Below are 18,626 nucleotides of genomic sequence, written 5' to 3' on the forward strand. Positions count from 1 at the left end.
GTTCGGCGCGTGGGGCAGAATCCATGGTCATGACTCCGCTCGCCGCCGAAGCCCGCTCCACTTCTGAGAAGCCGACCGTGTACCGCGGTGCGGCCGCACTCATCGGTGGCGCGGCGGTCGTGCTGTTCTGCGGCCTCGGTTCGATCGACCTGCTGGTCGAGTCCGGCACCCGGGACCTGGTCGCCGCCGCCGTCCTGATGCTGGTCACAGTGCTGGCCGGTCTCTACGGCGTCTACCCGGTCGCGTTCTCCTGGACGGACCGGCTCGTCGTGCGCAATCCCTTCCGCACGGTGGTGCTGCCCTGGGACACGGTCACGGACTTGAGCGCCCGGCTTTCTTTCGTCGCCCACACCGAGACGCGCCAGTTCACCGTCTGGGCGATCCCGGTCTCGCTACGAGAGCGGCGCCGCGCGGAGCGCCACCGCATCCAGGAGTTGTCCTACGCCCAGCGCATGGCCAAGCGCGGCGTGTCCGCCGACATGCTTCAATCGCGTCCTCGGCGCCCGCAGGACCCGGCCGAGCGGTTGTCCTTCGCGGACCAGGCCATCGCCGAGATGAACGCACGTCGCGAGGCTCATCAGGTCCAGGCGCGGTTCAAGGCGAAGGCCACGCAAGAGGCCGCCGCCGCCGAGCAGACGGCGAACGAGGCCGGGAACGGTTCCGCGGTGGGCGATCCGGCGCCCGGCGCGCCGGCGACGGCGCCGCCCGCGGCGGCGCACTCGGCTGTCGCGCGCTGGTCCTGGCCCTCGTTCCTGCTCGTCGGAGCGAGCCTGATCTTCCTGATCGTCGCGATCGGCGTGCGCTGACGTTCAGCCGCCCAGCGCCTGCGCCAGCGCGCGCTTGAGCGCGTCGAGCCGCGCCGCCGCATCCGCGGCAGAGCCCTGCGTCACCACCTCGATGTAGCACTTGAGTTTCGGCTCCGTCCCCGACGGCCGCACCACGACGCGCGCGCCGCCTTCCAGCGCCAGCCGCAGCCCGTCGGTGGGCGGTACGCCGCTGGAGCCGAGCGACAGGTCGTCCACGCGCGCGACGGCCAGCCCGGCCAGCTCCTTCGGCGGCGCTGAGCGCAGGCCCGCCATCATCCGCTCGATCAGCTCCGGCTCGTCCACGCGGATCGAGAGCTGGTCCGTGGCGTGCCGGCCGTACTCGGCTGCCAGGCGCTCGAGCTCGTCTTCGAGACCGCGGCCGTCCGCCTTGAGCGTCGCGACCAACTCGGCGATCAGCAGCGCGGCGCTGATGCCGTCCTTGTCGCGCACGCCGTCCGGGTCGACGCAGTATCCGAGGGCTTCCTCGTAGGCGTAGGTCAGGCCCTCGACCTTGGCCAGCCATTTGAAGCCGGTCAGCGTCTCCCGGTAGTCGATGCCGTGCCGCCGCGCGATCTGCCCGAGCAGGGAGGAGGACACGATGGTCGTGGCGAAGACGCGCGCCCCGCCGCGCTCGGCCAGGTACGCCCCCAGCAGTGCCCCCACCTCGTCGCCGCGCAGCATCCGCCAGGCGGGACCGTCCCGGCCGGCCCGCACGGGAACCGCCACCGCGCAACGGTCCGCGTCGGGATCGTTGGCGATCACCAGGTCGGCGTCGCACTCCTCGGCCAGTGCCAGCGCCAGATCGATCGCGCCGGGCTCCTCCGGGTTCGGGAAGGCGACGGTATGGAAGGTCGGGTCGGGGTCCTGCTGTTCGGGCACCGGGACCGGTTTGGCGAACCCGGCCCTTTCGAACGCGGCCGCGAGTACCGCTCCGCCGACGCCGTGCAGCGCGGTGGACACGACCCGCAGCCCGCGTAGATCGGCCGCACCGAGCCGTTTCGCGTCGACCGCCTGCACGGCGCGGTCGAGATACGCATCGACGATCGAGTCGTCCAGCGTCTCCCATTCCGTGTCGCGCGGGATCGAGGCCATGGGTCCGACAGCCGCGATCGCCGCCGCGATCTGCTCGTCGGCCGGGGGAGTGATCTGCGAGCCGTCTCCGAGGTACACCTTGTAGCCGTTGTCCCGCGGCGGGTTGTGACTGGCCGTCACCATGACACCCGCACACGCGCCCGCGTACCGGATCGCGAACGCGAGCACCGGTGTCGGCAGCGGCTTCGGCAGCAACAGTGCGTGCAGTCCGGCTCCGCTGAGCACCTGCGCGGTGTCACGAGCGAACACGTCGGAGTTCTTGCGCGCGTCGTAGCCGACGACGACCGCTCCGTCGACATGGCCGTTGTCGCGCAGGTACCGCGCCAGGCCCGCGGCGGCGCGGCTGACGACGACACGGTTCATCCGATTCGGTCCCGCGCCCAGTGCGCCGCGTAGCCCCGCGGTGCCGAATTGGAGTGTGCCGGAGAACTGGTCGGCGAGCAGGCCACAGGCATCGGCTGCGGCCTCGTCGCCGGCGGCGCACGCATCGATCAGTGCCCGAAGTTCCTCGCGGGTCTCCGGATCGGGGTCCTCGTCCAGCCATGCGCGGGCGCGGGCGAGCAGGTTCTCCACGGCGACTCCTTAGGGCCTTTCAAGCCATCGGTTATACGCACCACCCGGCTTGCTAAAGACGGCTGAACACATCGCGCAGCAGCGCGCCCATGCGCGCCGCTGACGCGTTACCCGTCTCGATGACTTCCTGAGCGCTCAACGGCTGCCCGGTCATACCGGCCGCCATGTTGGTCACCAGAGAGATGCCCAACAGCTCAGCGCCCGCCTCGCGCACCGCGATCGCCTCAAGCGCCGTGGACATACCCACCAGATCCGCGCCCAGGGTGCGCACCATGCGGATCTCGGCCGGTGTCTCGAAGTGCGGGCCGGTCAGCTGGATGTACACGCCCTCGGCGAGGGTCGGGTCGACTTCCTTGCACAGCGCGCGCAGCCGCGCGGAGTAAAGGTCCGTCAGATCGACGAAGTTCGCGCCCACGATGGGGGAGTGCCCGGTCAGGTTGATGTGATCGCTGATCAGCACCGGCTGGCCCGCCGCGTATGCCGGGTTCACCCCGCCACAGCCGTTGGTCAGGACCACCATCGAACAGCCGGCGGCGACCGCGGTGCGTACACCGTGCACAACCCGTGCGACGCCGTGGCCCTCGTAGTAATGCGTGCGGCCGAGGAAGACCAGCGCGCGTTTGCCGGTGACCAGGCGTACCGACCTGACCCGCCCGGCGTGGCCGATGGCTTCGGCGGCGGTGAAACCCGGCAGTTCGGTGACCGGGAACTCGTGCTCCGGCTCACCCAGCGCGTCCGCGGCCGGCACCCACCCGGACCCGAGCACCAGCGCCACGTCGGGGGCGCCCCCGATCCGCGAGACCAGTGCCTTGGCGGCGTCCTGGGCGCCCTGGTACGCGTCCGCGTTCGACTCTGCTGTCACCTGTGTCGTCACGCATCAGACGATATAGCCGCGGCAGACAGCCCGCTCTGCGTGGCGGCGGATACCGTTCCCGCTTCAGACCCGGCCTCTCGGATCCGGAGCACCGTCGACGGGGTGTCGGTGCTGCGCCTGGTCCGGATGTCGCGCGACAACAGCGTCAGCGCGCTGGTGGCGACGATCAGCACTGCCGCGGCGTATTGCGTGCGCGAAACGCCGATGGCGGTGGCGATCGGCCCGGCGAGCAGCGCGCCGATAGGCATCGACATGACAGAGCCGAGCACGTCGTAGGCCGAGACCCGGGCCAGCTTCTCCGCGGGGATGTAACGGGCCATCACGACGTTCCACTGCACCATCATCGCTTCGATGGCGACACCGACGCCGAGGCTGGTCAAACAGATGAGCCACACCGGCCACAGCATCGCCAGCGCCAGCGACGGCAAGGCGATCGTCGCACCGATCAGCGCGACGAAGAGCATGGGTCGCCGCGGCGTGAACCGCAGCGCCACCAGGCCGCCGACGATCAACCCGATCGACTCGAAGGCCATGATGGCGCCCCAGGCCGCAGGCCCGCCGAGATGCCGCGCGGCGACCGCCGGACCGAGCACGCTGAATGAGCCATACCAGCACATCAGCACGATCGAGTACTGCACGACGATGCCCCAGAGCCAGGTGTGCGAACGGAACTCGTCCCAGCCCTCGCGCAGCTCGGTGAAAATGCCCGGCGTCTGCTCACGCGCGGTGGCGGCAGCCCGGATGAACAGGTTCGGCAGCACGGCGAAGGACATGCCGATCGCGTCGGCGACCAGCGCCCAGCCCGGCCCGACCGCGGCGACCAGGAAGCCGCCGGCCGCGGCGCCGCCCATCATCGCGCCGTTCATCACCAGCCGGCTGACCGCGTTGGCCTGCTGGAGTTCCGCGTCGGGAACCAGCTTCGGCAGCAGCGCCTGCGAGGCCGGGTAGAAGATCGCCACAGCGGTTCCGGTGCCCGCTTCGAGCAGGATCATCTGCCACAGCACCGCGTGGTGGGTGAGCACGAGCAGGCCGAGCGAACCCTCGCTCAGCGCGACCAGCAGGTTGGCGCACGCGATCACGTACTGCGGTGGTACGCGGTCCGCGATCACGCCGCCGAGCGGCGCGAAAACCAGGTTCGGTGCGATCTGCGCGGCGAGCACGTACGACAGGTCCGCGGTCGAGCCGGTGGCCTTGAGCACCGCGAAGGACACGCCGACCACGGAGAAGGCGAAGGCGGACGGCGCCAGGAACCGGTCGATCAGCAAGAGCCGGAAGTCGCGGTAGCGGAGCACGCCGAAGCGGTTCGGCATCGACGTTGACATGGCTATCCGCTCCCGAGAGTGCGGCGCCCTGTGGGGCACCGCTTCCGACGGTACCCAGGCGCTCCGGTAACCCGCCATCGGATTTTCGCCCGTGTCACCACGGCCGGGCGGGATGTCCGTGCGGCGGTCGTCAGACCGGTGCGATGAGTTCCCGGGCGCTGACTCGTCTGAGTTGATGACTGATTCGGCTGAGTTGATGACCACAAAGGAGCGGGAAATGCGGATCAAGGTCAACGGTGTCGAGTTGTGCGTGGAGACCTTCGGGAACCCGGCGGATCCGCCGGTGCTGCTGGTTGGCGTGACGATGCTCAGCTGGCCGGACGAGCTGTGCGCGGCGCTGGCCGGGCGGTATGTGGTGCGCTACGACCTGCGTGACGCCGGCGAGTCGACGTTCGTCGACCCGGATGCGCCTACCTACGACCTGCGTGACCTGGTGACCGACGCGGCCGAGTTGTTGGTGGCGCTGGATCTGGGGCGTGCGCACGTGGTCGGGATGGGTGTCGGCGGTTTCGTCGCGCAACTGCTCGCGCTCGACCATCCCGACCAGGTCGCTTCGCTGACGCTGGTCTCCACCCGGCCGGTCGCGCCCGGTCCGGTCGATCCTGACCTGCCCGGTCACGCACCGGAGATGATGGAGCTGTTCGGGCGTCCCAAACCGGATTGGACGGATCGGGGCAGCGTGGTCGACCACATGACCGGTTCCGCGCGGGTGATGTCCGGGTCGCGGGGATTCAACGAGCAGGACGCGCGGGCGGCAGCCGGGGCGGTCTTCGACCGAGCGGGACGCACGGCGAAGGCGCAGCGTGCGAGCCACCTCGGCACCATGTTCGCGGCCATCGATTGCCGGCCGCGGTGGCGCGAGCGGCTCGGCGAGATCACCGCGCCGACCTTGGTGGTCCACGGGGACGAGGATCCGTTCTTTCCGCACGGCAACGGCGTTGTGCTGGCCGCTGAGATCCCGGGCGCCACGCTGCTTACTCTGCCCGGCATCGGCCAGGGCGTGCCGCGCGTGACGTGGCCAGCCGTCGTGGACGCCTTGCTGCGTCACACCTCCTGACCGCCGCTCTCGACCAGGGGCGGGCCTTTCGGGGCATCGGACGCCCGCCATATCGCGGTCGTCCGACTCCGGCCTGTCCGGCGACGATCAGTCCGCCTTCGGTGGGACGCCCGGCGGGTCACGTGGGACAGGACACCGGGTGTGGAGGCGGCAACAGGGCCGGTACCTGGCGCAATTACACTGAGAACGTGACTCGAATTGCGATCATCGGTGGCGGACCCGGCGGTTACGAGGCGGCTCTGGTGGCCGCGCGGCTCGGCGCGGAGGTGACCATCGTCGACCGTGACGGCATCGGCGGCGCGGCGGTGCTCACCGACTGTGTGCCGTCCAAGACGCTCATCGCCACCGCCGACGTGATGGCCGCGTTCGAGAACGCGCCGGAACTCGGCGTCCGGGTCGGCGCGGGCGGCCCGCAACGCGCCACCGGTGTGGACTTGGCCCGGGTCAACGCGCGGGTCAAGGCGCTGGCCCTGAAGCAGTCCGAGGACATCGCCGAGGGCCTGGCGAAGGCCGGGGTCATCGTGGTGCGCGGCACCGGGCGGCTCGCGGACGGCGGGACGGCGGTCGAGGTCATCACACCCGGGGGCGCGCTGGAGCGGATCGCCGCCGACGCGGTGATCGTGGCGACGGGGGCGCGGCCGCGCGAACTGCCCTCCGCCCGGCCCGACGGCGAGCGGATTTTGACCTGGACGCAGCTTTACGACCTCGACGAGCTTCCCGAAGACCTGATCGTGGTCGGCTCGGGCGTGACCGGCGTGGAGTTCGCCGGCGCCTACCAGGCGCTCGGTTCCCGGGTCACGTTGGTCTCCTCGCGCGAGCGGGTGCTGCCCGGGGAGGACGAGGACGCCGCCCGGGTCCTTGAGGAGGTCTTCCAGCGGCGCGGTATGCGAGTGCTGAGCCGGTCCCGCGCGGCCTCCGTGACGCGGGACGGCGACCATGTCACGGTGACGCTTGAGGACGGTCGCACGGTGCGCGGCACGCACTGCCTCATGGCCGTCGGTTCGCTGCCTAACACGGATGATCTCGGCCTCGCCGAAGCGGGCGTCCAGACGACGTCTTCGGGGCACATCGTCGTTGATCGTGTGTCGCGTACGACCGCCGCCGGCGTGTACGCGGCCGGGGACTGCACGGGCCTGCTGCTGCTCGCCTCCGTCGCAGCGATGCAGGGCCGCATCGCGGTGTACCACGCGCTCGGCGAGGCGGTGTGGCCGATCAATCTCAAGCGGGTCTCGTCGAACATCTTCACTGCACCGGAGATCGCCACCGTCGGGCGTACGAGCTTCAACGCGGAGAGCGACGATCCCAAGTTCGATGTGGTCAAGCTCCCGTTGAACACCAATCCGCGCGCGAAGATGCTCGGTTTCCACGACGGATTCGTGAAGCTGTACGCGCGACCGGGCTCGGGGACGATCCTGGGCGGTGTGATCGTCTCGCCGCGCGCGAGCGAACTGATCCATCCGATCGCGCTCGCGGTCGACGTGCATCTGACGGTCGATCAGGTCGCGTCGGTGTTCACGGTCTATCCGTCGTTGTCCGGATCGGTCGCGGAGGCGGCGCGTCGGCTGCACCGGGACGAGGATTAGTACGACACGGCGCGTGCCGCCTGCTCAATCCTTGATTTCGCAGAGCACCGCGCCCGCGGTGACGGTGGCCCCGACCTGAGCGCCGAGGGAGACCACGGTGCCGCCCTTGTGCGCGGTGAGCGGCTGCTCCATCTTCATCGCCTCCAACACCAGGATCAGGTCACCGGCCGCCACCTGCTGCCCCTCGGCCACCGCGACCTTCACGATCGTGCCCTGCATCGGCGAGGTCAGCGCGTCCCCGGTCACCGCCACTGCTGCGCGCCCGCTTCCCGCGCGTCGGGGTGCCGCCCGCCGTGACGCCGCTGCGCCCGCGGCCGGCGCCGGGGCCAGATCGGCCGGCAGCACCACTTCCAGCCGCCGCCCGCCGACCTCCACCGTCACCCTCCGGCGCTCCTGCGGCGCCGCCGGGTCCTGCCCGGCCTGCCCGCCGTAGGGCTCAAGCCCCAGTTCCGCCGCGGTCTCGATCCACCGGGTGTGCACGGTGAACGGCTGCTCGGGGTCGGCCGGCGCGAACGCCGGGTCCCGCACCACGGCCCGGTGGAACGGCAGCACCGTGGCCAGCCCCTCCACCTCGAACTCGGCCAGCGCCCTGCGGGCGCGCGCCAGCGCGTGTGCCCGGTCCCGCCCGGTGACGATCAGCTTTGCCAGCAGCGAGTCGAACGCCTGGCCCACCACGCTGCCCGCCCGCACGCCCGCGTCGACGCGCACTCCCGGCCCGTCCGGGGTACGCCACGCCGTCACGGTGCCCGGCGCCGGCAGGAAGGAGCGCCCGGGATCCTCCCCGTTGATCCGGAACTCGATGCTGTGCCCGCTCACCGGCGGGTCGTCGTATCCCAGCGGCTCGCCGGCGGCTATGCGCAACTGCTCGACCACCAGGTCCAGGCCGGTGACCTGCTCGCTGACCGGATGCTCCACCTGCAGGCGGGTGTTGACCTCCAGGAACGAGATCGTGCCGTCCACGCCTACCAGGAACTCGCACGTGCCGGCCCCTACGTACCCCGCTTCGCGCAGGATCGCCTTGGATGCGCGGTACAACTGTTCGACCTGATCCGGGGACAGGAACGGCGCCGGGGCCTCCTCCACCAGCTTCTGGTGCCGCCGCTGGAGCGAACAATCCCTCGTGGAGACGACGACCACGTTCCCGTGGCTGTCGGCCAGGCACTGGGTCTCCACATGCCGCGGCCGCTCCAGATAGCGTTCCACGAAGCACTCGCCCCGCCCGAACGCCGCGATCGCCTCCCGCACCGCCGACTCGTAGAGCTGCGGGATCTCCTCCAGCGTGCGCGCCACCTTCAACCCGCGGCCCCCGCCGCCGAACGCCGCCTTGATGGCGATCGGCAGCCCGTGCTCCTGCGCGAACGCCTCCACCTCGTCAGCCCCCGCGACCGGCTCGCTCGTGCCCGCCACCAGGGGCGCTCCCGCCCTCGCCGCGATGTGCCGCGCCGAGACCTTGTCCCCCAGCGCCTCGATCGCACCGGGCGGCGGCCCGACCCAGGTCAGCCCCGCATCGATCACCGCCTGCGCGAACGCCGCGTTCTCCGACAAGAAGCCGTATCCGGGATGTACCGCGTCCGCGCCCGACGCGGCTGCCGCAGCCAGGACCTTCTCGATCGACAGGTAGGACTCCGCGGCGGTCTCGCCGCCCAGTGCGAAGGCCTCATCCGCTACGAGCACATGCAGTGCGTCCCGATCCGGCTCCGCGTAAACCGCCACCGAACCCAGGTCCAGGTCCAGGCACGCACGCGCCACCCGTACCGCGATCTCCCCACGATTGGCGATCAGCACCTTGCGCACGTCAGGCTCCCTCAATCGTCAAATACCGAGAAGACCCCTTGAGTGTAGGCAGCCGCAAAAGCCGCCGTGCCAGGGATCACACCGAAGGTGCCGTCACGACGTGGTGCGTGCGGCAGACAACCAATCCTGGTGTATAGCGCGTCTCGTTGTAATGAGCCGGGCGCTATGGTTCTTGTCACAGGGGACGTAACCCACGACGCGGAACGACGCCCCGGTGCTCAATCTGTCCGAAGCGAACAGTGTGATCGCCGCAACGTGGAGGGTGGCCGCGAGTGTCCATATCCGGCGGCTCGCTTGAGGCGAGCAGGACGGACCGGCTCAAGGCGCAGAGCGCCTCGATGCTGGCCGAACTGCGTGTCGCCGCCGAGATCACGGTCTTCGTGGTCGCACTGATGTGGCTGGTGCAGGCGTTCAACGTGGCGGACGGCTACCGGCTCGACGCCGAGTACGGCATCGTCTCGCGGAGTGTCTCCAGCTTGCCGCACATCATCACCGCGCCTTTCCTGCATCTCGGCCTTCAGCACATAGAGAGCAACACGCCCCCGCTGGCGTTGCTGACCTTCCTGGCCGCGCTCGGCGGGATCAAGCGGTTCCTGTACGCCGTCGCGTTGATCATCGTCCTCGGTGGCCTCGGCACCTGGATGGTCTCATCTTCTAATACGGTTACCGTGGGGGCGAGCGGTCTGATCTTCGGGCTGCTTGGTTATGTGGTGGTACGCGGTCTGTTCGCCCGTTCGCTGTTGCGCGCGGCCTGGCAGATCGCGGTCGGTGCCGCGGTTTTCGTCTACTACCAGTGGACGCTCGTGCTGCTGTATCCGTCCTCGACTGTCAACGCGATGCATATCTCGTGGCAGGGTCACCTGTGCGGCCTGATCGCGGGGGTCCTGGCCGCGGTCCTGGCCTGGCGCCGCGGCGGGCGCCTCGACGACGAACCGGGGCCGGCATGAGAAAGCCCTCGGTCCCGTTGCGCCGGATGCCCGTCAGCCGCCGCGTTCAGCTCAGTTCCCGATCAGCCCCGACCCGAAGTGGCGCCAGTCGTGCCCATACCTTCTGAAATCCTCTCGCGCGCGTTGCGCACCGCCCCGGGCAAGGCCGTGGCGGCGGCAGGCGCCGCGACCGCCGTCGTGGTCGGCGTCATGGTGGCGTTCCCGCCCATCGCGGCGGCGGCGTCCGGCTCACCGGATCTGGTCATACGGCCGACGCACTCGCGCATCCCGTTCCCGACCTTCAGCTTCCCGCTGCCGACCGCTACGGGCGGCCCGACGGGCGGCACTTCGGTGACCGTGCCGGTCCGGGTCAAGAAGTCCACCGGGACCGGGCAGTCGTCGGGCCAGTTCAACTACGTTTCCACCTTCTCGCCGGCCCCGGTCGCGTCGAGTTCGCCGGTGAGCACCGCCAGCGCCGCCTGTCTGCCGAACGGTCAGCCGGTGACCGGCCCCGGCGGGGCCCTCGACCTGCCGGGGATCAGCGGAACCTCGAAGGACCCGGGGCACGTCGGCGCGTTGCCGATCACCGATCTCGGCCCGATGGCGATGCTGCCGCCGCAGATCGACTCGACGAACCTGACCCAGTTGCGGATGACCCGGCCGGTGGACGCGGTCTCGCCGAACCTGTCGATGGTCGCGAGTTCCGGCTACCGCTTTCCGTGCGTGCACATCGAGGTCGGTGCGGGCCGTGGCTATGCGAACGCCGAATACGCGCTCGTGAATGCGGGGCTGGTGGCGGACGACCGGTCGGGCGGTAGCGAGATACTGACGTGGACGTACTCGACGATCCTCTGGTCGTATACGCTGCCGGGCTCCGCGGATGTGCATCAGGGTTCCGGGGAGATCAACGCGCAGCCCGATCATAAGGCGACCTCGCTGGCCACCGATTCCAAGAAGGTGGCGGCCGGAACGGTCGGTTTGGCGCTTCTGGTCGCGTTTGGACTCATCGCGTTGTACGTAGCCGGACGGCGTCGCAACCGGCAGCGGTACCGCACGCGCTACTACCGCCGTGCTGTGCTGCGCGCGCAGCGCGCAGCGGCGGTGGCGGGTGCGGCGGAAGCGGTCCCGTCGCAGCAGGCGGTGGCCGAGTCGCTTGTCGTCGAGCCGGATCGGCCCGCGCGGCCGGACCAGGAATTCGTCGAGGCAGTGGAGTCCGCCGAGGCAGTGGAACCTGTCGAGGTGCACTCCGATGAAGCCGCACAAGCGGCTGAGTCTGAGACGGAAGCCGCGGAGGCCGAGCCGGAATCGGAACCGGACCCTGAGCCGGTACCTGAGCCGGAGCCGGAGCCCGAGTCGATACCGGAACCGGAACTTGAGGCCGAGCCGGAATCGGTCCTGGAGCCGGAACCGGAGCCCGAGTCGATACCGGAACCGGAACTTGAGGCCGAGCCGGAATCGGTATCGGACTTGGAACTTGAGGCCGAGCCGGAATCGGTCCTGGAGCCGGAACCGGAGCCCGAGTCGATACCGGAACCGGACCCTGAGCCGGTACCGGAGCCGGAGCCGGAGCCGGAGCCGGCGGCCGCGGAAGCGGAAGCGGACTTCGTTCAGGGGGATGAACGCAGCGAGTCCGACTCTGTTGCGCTGGACTCCGCCGCTCCTGATCCTGACGCGTCCATCGTCGACGAGCGTGAGGCGGCCGATTCGAAGCGAGAATCGGGCGACAGCGCAGACGATGACGAAGCAGTGCGAGACGAAGCAGTGCGAGAAGCAGTCCGCGTCGTCGACCCGGACGGCGACGATGCGGATAGCGACGATGCGGACTCCAGCCTGCCGGATGGTTCAACCGAATCAGAGTCCGCCGAACCAGAGCACTCAAAGCCGGCGGCGTCCGCCGAGCCCGCACCGGCCGAACCCGCACCCGCATCAGCCAAGCCTGAACCAGCCGAGCCCGCACCCGCACCCGCGTCCGCGCCCGCCGCGGCGCGTTGACCACGCGGCCGGTCGGCCGCGCGCCGCGCTATCGGAAGATCCCGGTGTGGCCCAGGGAGTACCGCCCCGGCTGCGGGTATACGCACAGGCCGTGCGGACCTTTGCCGACCGGGATGCGAGCGATGAGATGCCCGTCAACCGTCGAGATGGCATACACATCAGCCGTGTAACGGCCGGTCAGCCACAGCACCGTGCCATCCGCTGACACCCCGCCCATGTCGGGAGTCGCCCGGCCCGGAATCCTCCACACCGCCTTAACCGAACGCGTCGCGAAATCGAGCACGGCGACCGAGCCCTCACCGCGGTTCGACACGAACAACGACCTCGAGTCCCGGCTGACATAGAGGCCGTGCGCCCCGAGCCCGGTGCGGACGAACCCGGTCACCCGGAAGCTGTCGCCATCCAGCATCCAAACGCCGTTCGCCTGCATGTCCGCGACATACCAGACCGAACCGTCCGGCGCGATCTTCACGTCCTGCGGCCTCGCACCAGAGCGCAACTCGATCACACCCAGCAACTTGTGCGTCGCCGTGTCGACCTTCACCAACTGCCCGGAGTACTCGCACGAAGCGATGAAGTACGTGCCGTCCGGGGAGAAATCGGCGTGATTCACACCCGAGCACGGCACCCTCAGGATGTCTTGCACCGCCATCGTGTGCGGATCGCGGAACGCGATCTCGTGCAGCGCCTCCGCCATCACCACCGCCGACTTCCCATCCGGGGTGAAATACAGGTTGTACGGATCGCTCACCGGCACCGGAGAGCCGAACACACCGGTCCGCGGGTTGATCGGCGTGAGTGAATTGCCCAGATCGTTGTTCACCCACAGCGTCTGCAGATCCCAACTCGGCACGACATGCTGCGGCTGCTGCCCTACCGGCACCGTGCGCACGACCTTGTACGTCGCGGGATCGATGACGGACACGGTGTTCGACTCGCTGTTGGGCACGTACACGTACGAGGGAACGCCGGCCACCGCGGCGGACAGCTGATTCGGCCGGTCCGCGAAGTACAGATCCGAAGGGTCGTACGGCGGCATCCCGGGAAGGCCGGAGCGCAGAGCCAGCGTCGGGCCGGGCGAAGAAGGAACTGCGTTACCTGGCCCGTTTCCGGCGGCTGCCCGCGATACGTCGCCCGAGACATTCCCGCCCGGAGGCACATGCGCCGAACCGGCCGCCGAAGTCGAACCGGTCGCGCCCGGGCCGAACAACGCGTATCCGCCGACGATGACGCCCGCCGTCACCGCGGACGCTGCGCCGAAGATCGAAATGAGGCGTCGCGACGGACGCTTGAGGTTGCGAGGGCTGGTCACCGACGTGACACCTCCGGCACCGAGAGAGACCGCGGGAAGAGCGCCGAGGCGGTCACCGCACGCAGGCCGCGGGCGCGAAGGCCGTCCAGGATCGCGGGCAGCGCCGCGACGGTGCCGCCATGCCCCAGATGCATCGAAACCACGTCGCCGGCGCGCACGGCCGTGAGCACTCTGCGCACGACCGCGTCCGGACCCGGATCGGTGTAATCGAGCGAATCGAGATCGTAGGAGAGAACCGTCGGATAGCCGGCGCGCGCCGCCGCGGCGCGGACCGCGGGCGTCGCGTGTTGCGCTTGCGACGGACGGAACCAGCGCCCGATCGAGCCGGTCAGCCGCCGCAGCCGGGCCGCGCAGTCCTCGATCTCCGCAAAGGCCGCAACCGGGCTCAACGCGTCGATGTCGATGTGGTGCTCGGTGTGGTTGCCCAGTTCGTGGCCGCCGTCAAGCACGCGTCGCGCCATCTGCGGGTACTCGCCGAGCCAGCGACCGACCGCCAGCACCGTGACCTGGGCGCCCGCGCGCTCGGCCTCGGAGAGCAGCGACGTGGCGAGCGCGGGAGTCCCGTCACCGTGGAACGTCAGCGCGACCGCGCCCGCGACGCCCGCACCCGGCACCGTGCTCGCGGGAGTCGCCGAGACGGCGGAACTCGGCCGACCGGGCGGAACACCGTTGCTCGACGGCGAACCGGCGCTGCGCGCCGTGGATACCGGACTCCCGCCGTGCGACGCGCAGCCGTCCGCGAGGACAGTGGCCGCGCACGCCATCCACGCACTGCGAATCGAGTCACGGCGCGACCAGCCCGAGACGCGACCAAGCTCGCTGGAGAACGGCACGGCGCGACTCTACGGGAGGTGATACCCCCAGCTACTCGTCCGTTACGGCTGAACGAGTGAAACCATCAGCCCTTCGGGTGAGTTTTCCACAGGTCTGCCACGGCGATGCCGAGCTCGCCGAGCATGACCCGCAGCAGCGGCAACGACAGCCCGATGACGTTGGACGGGTCGCCGCCGATCGACTCGACGAAAGAGGCGCCGTAGCCGTCGAGGGTGAACGCGCCGGCCACGTGCAGCGGTTCGCCGGTGGCGACGTAGGCATCGATCTCCGCGTCCGAGATATGCGCGAACCGGACCAGCGTCGCGGCGGCGCGGGTGACCTCGCGCCAGTCCGAGTCCTTCGCCGATGCGTCATCGCCTCGCCCCGACCGGGTGTCGATCAGGCAATGGCCGGTGACGAGGATCCCCTCCCGCCCGCGCATGGCCTTCCAGCGACCTATGGCGTCCTGCGCGTCGCTGGGTTTGCCGTACGGTTCGCCGTCCAGGTCCAGTACCGAATCACAGCCCACCACCAGCGCCCCCGGCTCCACCCGGCGCGCTACCGTACGGGCCTTGGCCTGCGCCAGCATCAGCGCCAACATCGCCGGGCTCTGCGCGTCCACGGCATCCTCGTCCACGCCGCTGACTATCGCCTCCGGCGCGAAGCCGGCGTTGCGCAGCAGCGCCAGTCGAGCGGGGGACTGCGAGGCCAGTACCAGTTTCACGTTCGCTGCTCTCGGGATCGCGGTGGATGACATTCAGGGGCAGTGCCGCGGCGGCCGTCAACGCGGGAACGCCGAGGCTCGCCAGCCGCCGGGAGAAGGCGCGCTCGGTGCCTGGATCCGCGCCGCGTAATCCGTCCAGCCGGAGCGTCTCGGCGGCGCGAGCGGCCCGGCGCCGGCCGCGGCGGCCTGGACGCTCAACACGGCCACCAAGGCCGCGATCTCCTGTGCGGTCGGCTCCCCGCGCACGATTTCGAGCGTCACGGCCGTTGCTGCGCCGTCGTCCACGTCCGCCTCCGAAGTACCGTTCGTCGCCGTCATCGCCCCACCCTCGCGTGCAGCCGGAAGTACCGCCCCACCGCCGCAGTAGTCTCTGGCTCGGTCACAGCGGGATGTTCCCGTGCTTCTTCGGCGGCAGCTGCGCGCGCTTGGTCCGCAGGGTGCGCAGGGCGCGCGTCACGAAGGCGCGAGTCTGTGAGGGCTCGATGACCGAGTCCACATAACCGCGCTCGGCCGCGATATAAGGGCTCAGCAGAGTGTCCTCGTACGCGGTGATCAATTCGGCGCGCTTCGCCGCCGGGTCCGCTGCCCCCGCGATGTCACGCTTGTTGAGGATGTCCACCGCGCCCTGTGCGCCCATCACGGCGATCTGCGCGGTGGGCCAGGCGACGTTGATGTCCGCGCCGAGGTGCTTCGAACCCATGACGTCATACGCGCCTCCGTACGCCTTGCGCGTGATGACGGTGACCATGGGCACCGTTGCCTCGGCATACGCAAACAGCAGCTTCGCGCCCCGCCTGATGATGCCGTTCCACTCCTGGTCCGTACCCGGCAGGAAGCCCGGCACGTCCACGAACGTCAGGATCGGGATGTTGAACGAATCGCAGGTCCGGATGAACCGCGCCGCCTTCTCCGAAGCGTCGATGTCGAGGCAGCCGGCGTACTGCATCGGCTGGTTCGCGACGACGCCGACCGAACGACCCTCCACCCGCCCGAAGCCGACCAGCACGTTCGGCGCGAAGAGCGCCTGTACCTCAAGGAAGTCGCCGCCGTCGAGGACGTGCTCGACGACCTGGTGCATGTCGTAAGGCTGATTCGCCGAATCCGGTATCAGTGAATTGAGTTCGAGGTCGACCGGGCTCACCGACAGGTCGTCATCGGCGTCGAAGACCGGAGGGTCCTCAAGATTGTTCTGCGGGAGGAAGGAGAGCAGGCTCTTTACGTACTCGACGGCGTCCTTCTCGTCGGCGGCCTGATAGTGCGCGTTACCGGACCTCGTGTTGTGCGTGTGCGCGCCGCCGAGCTCCTCGAAACCGACGTCCTCGCCGGTCACCGTCTTGATCACGTCGGGTCCCGTGATGAACATGTGCGAGGTCTTGTCGACCATGACGACGAAGTCGGTCAGCGCGGGAGAGTACACCGCGCCGCCGGCGGCCGGTCCGACGATCAGCGAGATCTGCGGGATGACGCCCGAGGCGTGCACGTTGCGGCGGAAGACCTCGCCGAAGGCGCCGAGCGCGACCACGCCCTCCTGGATCCGCGCGCCGCCGCCGTCGTTGAAACCGACCAGCGGACAGCCGATCTTCATCGCCAGGTCCATCACCTTGGTGATCTTCTCGCCGTTGACCTCGCCGAGGGAACCGCCGTAGATCGTGAAGTCCTGCGAGAACACGCACACCGGGCGACCGTCCACGGTGCCGTGCCCGGTGACCACGCCGTCGGTGTACGGCCGGTTCCGCTCGATGCCGAAGTTGGTCGAGCGGTGCCGCGCCAACTCGTCCATCTCCTGGAACGAGCCCTCGTCCAACAGCAGTTCGATCCGCTCACGCGCGGTCAGCTTGCCTTTGGAGTGCTGCTTCTCCACCGACCTGGCGGAACCTGCGTGCACTGCCTCGTCCAAGTGCGCACGAAGCACGCCGAGCTTGCCCGCAGTCGTGTGGATGTCGATCTCATCGGCCATCGTCGCTCGTCTACTCCCTGCACGAGTATCGGTACCTCCCGGTCGCCCAACGTCGCTCCGGGGGTTGGAGACAATCTATACACGTCCCCATAGGCTGCGGCCATGGCCTCCGTCTACAACGATCTCAACCGGCCGCCGCTGAACGAAACCAGGCTGCAACGGGCGCTGATGGTGCCCGGTCTGGGATTCGGCGGCCACAGTGTCGCCGCGCTGCGGGTACTTCCCGAGGTCGATTCCACCAACACCGCCCTCCTGGCCGCCGCCGCGGACGGAGCGCCGCACGGCTCGGTGGTCGTCGCCGAGGCGCAGACCGCCGGCAGAGGCCGCCTCGGCCGCACCTGGGTCGCCCCGCCGCGCTCCGGCCTGTTCCTGTCCGTGCTGCTGCGCCCCGACGTGCCCTCGGCCCGCTGGGGCTGGCTGCCGCTGCTCGCCGGAGTCGCGGTGCACTCGGCCGTGGCCCGAGTCGCGCACCTGGACGTCGCGCTGAAATGGCCGAACGACCTGATCGTGCCCGGCCCCGACGAACCCGGCCCCGATGTGCCAGACACGGACGCGCCGTCCGGCTACGGCGCCGGCCGCAAACTCGGCGGCATCCTCGCCGAACAGGGCGGAGCACCGTCGCAGCCCTGCGTGGTCGTCGGCATCGGGATCAACGTCACGCTGCGGGAGGAAGAACTTCCGGCGCCGCACGCCACCTCGCTCGTGCTCGCCGGGGCCGAGGTCACCGACCGCGACACCCTGCTCAGGGCCGTGCTGCGCGGCTTCGGATCCTGGTACGCCGACTGGGCCGAGTCCGGCGGCGACGCCGAACGCTGCGGGCTGGCCGCGGCGTACCGGGCCGTGTGCGCCACTCTGGACCGGCCGGTGCGCGCCGAACTTCCCGGCGGCGCGGTCGTGACCGGGCAGGCCACGGGCATCGATCCGGACGGACGGCTGCTCATCCGAACGGCCGATGGCACTTCGACGCCAATCGGCGCAGGAGATGTTGTGCACTTGCGATAAGCGCAGTAATAGCGCAGCCTCGCCCTCGCATGCCAGGATTCGCCCATACACACGCGCGGCTGCGCCGGAACCGGCTGCCTGGCCGCAAATCAAGAGGGGACAAGGACTGTCATGGGGTACCCACAGCGGCTGCTCAGCGAGGGAGAGCGGATCGACCTTCAGCTGCGTCCGCACTGGAAGGCCCTGGTGCTGCCGGTGATCGCGCTCATCCTGACGGTAGGCATCGGCGCATTCCTCGCCGCCGTGGCCCCGAGTCACGGCACCGGCGCAGAGGCCAGTTACATCGCCATAGGCGTCGTGGCGCTGGTGCTCATCGTCTGGTTCACGCTGCGCCCGTGGATCGAGTGGATGAACACCAACTACGTGATCACCAACCGGCGCCTGATCATCCGCCTCGGTCTCATACACCGCGTCGGCCGGGACATCCCGCTGGAGAAGGTCAACGACGTCTCCTTCCGGCACGACTCGCTGCTGGACCGGATGCTCGGCTGCGGCACCCTGGTGGTCGAGTCCGCCGGCGAGCACGGCCAGGTCGAGCTCGACGACATCCCGCACGTCGAGGAGACCCAGCGCGAGATGGCGACCCTCATCTCCGGCGAGCCGGCTCCTCAGACGCGCAAGAACTGATCAAGGCGGCACCGGCGCGCATCCCATCCACCGGCCGCGCCGGTGATCCGCGACGCGGACTAAATCAGCTCAGAGCGGTATCGTTGCAGTCCGTACGCCTCCGGATGCGGCCGGCGGCTCCATAGACGCCAACCGGGGGCCGACCGGGGACGCATGCGTCCCCGGTCGGCCC

General features: G+C 69.6%; 16 protein-coding genes. 7 read left to right on the top strand and 9 right to left on the bottom strand.

What is annotated here, in order from left to right; translation table 11 throughout:
• Positions 1-29 precede the first annotated feature (29 nt).
• A complete protein-coding gene (locus tag KGA66_RS01815; RefSeq protein ID WP_211463743.1) occupies positions 30-806 on the top strand; it encodes a PH domain-containing protein in 777 nt (258 codons plus the stop codon).
• A 3-nt stretch (positions 807-809) separates the two neighbouring features.
• On the opposite strand, the gene KGA66_RS01820 is transcribed toward KGA66_RS01815, so the two are convergent.
• From KGA66_RS01820 to KGA66_RS01830, 3 genes are read right to left on the bottom strand one after another with little or no spacing between them, the layout of a single operon-like run.
• A complete protein-coding gene (locus KGA66_RS01820) occupies positions 810-2,471 on the bottom strand; it encodes a phospho-sugar mutase (RefSeq protein WP_211463745.1) in 1,662 nt (553 codons plus the stop codon).
• Positions 2,472-2,523: 52 nt separating this feature from the next.
• Complete coding sequence (locus tag KGA66_RS01825) at positions 2,524-3,345, bottom strand: purine-nucleoside phosphorylase (RefSeq protein ID WP_312886689.1); 822 nt, start codon at positions 3,343-3,345, stop codon at positions 2,524-2,526.
• A complete protein-coding gene (locus KGA66_RS01830; protein ID WP_211463747.1) occupies positions 3,342-4,667 on the bottom strand; it encodes an MFS transporter in 1,326 nt (441 codons plus the stop codon). Before KGA66_RS01830 ends, KGA66_RS01825 begins: the two co-directional genes overlap by 4 nt.
• A 217-nt stretch (positions 4,668-4,884) precedes the next feature.
• Here KGA66_RS01830 and KGA66_RS01835 point away from each other — a divergent pair, with 217 nt between their 5' ends.
• Entirely contained in the window at positions 4,885-5,724 is an 840-nt protein-coding gene (locus KGA66_RS01835; RefSeq protein ID WP_211463782.1) for an alpha/beta fold hydrolase, read from the top strand.
• Positions 5,725-5,912: 188 nt separating this feature from the next.
• On the top strand, positions 5,913-7,307 hold the full coding sequence (locus KGA66_RS01840) for an NAD(P)H-quinone dehydrogenase (RefSeq protein WP_312886690.1): 1,395 nt from the start codon (positions 5,913-5,915) through the stop codon (positions 7,305-7,307).
• Positions 7,308-7,331: 24 nt separating this feature from the next.
• Here KGA66_RS01840 and KGA66_RS01845 read toward each other — a convergent pair whose 3' ends face one another.
• Complete coding sequence (locus KGA66_RS01845; RefSeq protein WP_211463751.1) at positions 7,332-9,101, bottom strand: acetyl/propionyl/methylcrotonyl-CoA carboxylase subunit alpha; 1,770 nt, start codon at positions 9,099-9,101, stop codon at positions 7,332-7,334.
• A 272-nt stretch (positions 9,102-9,373) separates the two neighbouring features.
• On the opposite strand from KGA66_RS01845, the gene KGA66_RS01850 reads away from it, so the two are divergent.
• Together KGA66_RS01850 and KGA66_RS01855 are read left to right on the top strand one after the other, a co-directional pair.
• Positions 9,374-10,048 carry a rhomboid family intramembrane serine protease gene (locus KGA66_RS01850; protein ID WP_211463753.1) on the top strand — a complete coding sequence of 225 codons (675 nt, stop codon included), beginning with the start codon at positions 9,374-9,376 and terminating at the stop codon, positions 10,046-10,048.
• A 90-nt stretch (positions 10,049-10,138) separates the two neighbouring features.
• On the top strand, positions 10,139-12,019 hold the full coding sequence (locus KGA66_RS01855) for a hypothetical protein (RefSeq protein ID WP_211463755.1): 1,881 nt from the start codon (positions 10,139-10,141) through the stop codon (positions 12,017-12,019).
• A 28-nt stretch (positions 12,020-12,047) separates the two neighbouring features.
• On the opposite strand, the gene KGA66_RS01860 is transcribed toward KGA66_RS01855, so the two are convergent.
• From KGA66_RS01860 to KGA66_RS01880, 5 genes are all read right to left on the bottom strand, one after another.
• Positions 12,048-13,331 carry a YVTN family beta-propeller repeat protein gene (locus KGA66_RS01860; RefSeq protein ID WP_211463757.1) on the bottom strand — a complete coding sequence of 428 codons (1,284 nt, stop codon included), beginning with the start codon at positions 13,329-13,331 and terminating at the stop codon, positions 12,048-12,050.
• Complete coding sequence (locus KGA66_RS01865; protein ID WP_211463784.1) at positions 13,328-14,095, bottom strand: polysaccharide deacetylase family protein; 768 nt, start codon at positions 14,093-14,095, stop codon at positions 13,328-13,330. Before KGA66_RS01865 ends, KGA66_RS01860 begins: the two co-directional genes overlap by 4 nt.
• 134 nt (positions 14,096-14,229) lie before the next feature.
• Positions 14,230-14,901: a Maf family protein gene (locus tag KGA66_RS01870; protein WP_211463759.1), complete on the bottom strand. Its 672-nt coding sequence runs from the start codon at positions 14,899-14,901 to the stop codon at positions 14,230-14,232.
• A gap of 24 nt (positions 14,902-14,925) precedes the next feature.
• Positions 14,926-15,186: an acyl-CoA carboxylase subunit epsilon gene (locus KGA66_RS01875; protein WP_211463761.1), complete on the bottom strand. Its 261-nt coding sequence runs from the start codon at positions 15,184-15,186 to the stop codon at positions 14,926-14,928.
• Between the two features lie 61 nt (positions 15,187-15,247).
• Positions 15,248-16,825, bottom strand: coding sequence for an acyl-CoA carboxylase subunit beta (locus KGA66_RS01880; RefSeq protein WP_211463763.1), 1,578 nt, complete (start codon positions 16,823-16,825; stop codon positions 15,248-15,250).
• A gap of 102 nt (positions 16,826-16,927) precedes the next feature.
• Between KGA66_RS01880 and KGA66_RS01885 the strand changes: the two genes are divergently transcribed.
• Both KGA66_RS01885 and KGA66_RS01890 read left to right on the top strand, forming a co-directional pair.
• On the top strand, positions 16,928-17,827 hold the full coding sequence (locus KGA66_RS01885) for a biotin--[acetyl-CoA-carboxylase] ligase (protein WP_211463765.1): 900 nt from the start codon (positions 16,928-16,930) through the stop codon (positions 17,825-17,827).
• A gap of 111 nt (positions 17,828-17,938) precedes the next feature.
• Positions 17,939-18,454 (top strand): PH domain-containing protein, encoded by a 516-nt coding sequence (locus KGA66_RS01890; protein ID WP_211463767.1) that lies wholly within the window; start codon positions 17,939-17,941, stop codon positions 18,452-18,454.
• Positions 18,455-18,626: the final 172 nt, after the last annotated feature.

Source organism: Actinocrinis puniceicyclus (assembly GCF_018283645.1).
Taxonomy (GTDB): domain Bacteria; phylum Actinomycetota; class Actinomycetes; order Streptomycetales; family Catenulisporaceae; genus Actinocrinis; species Actinocrinis puniceicyclus.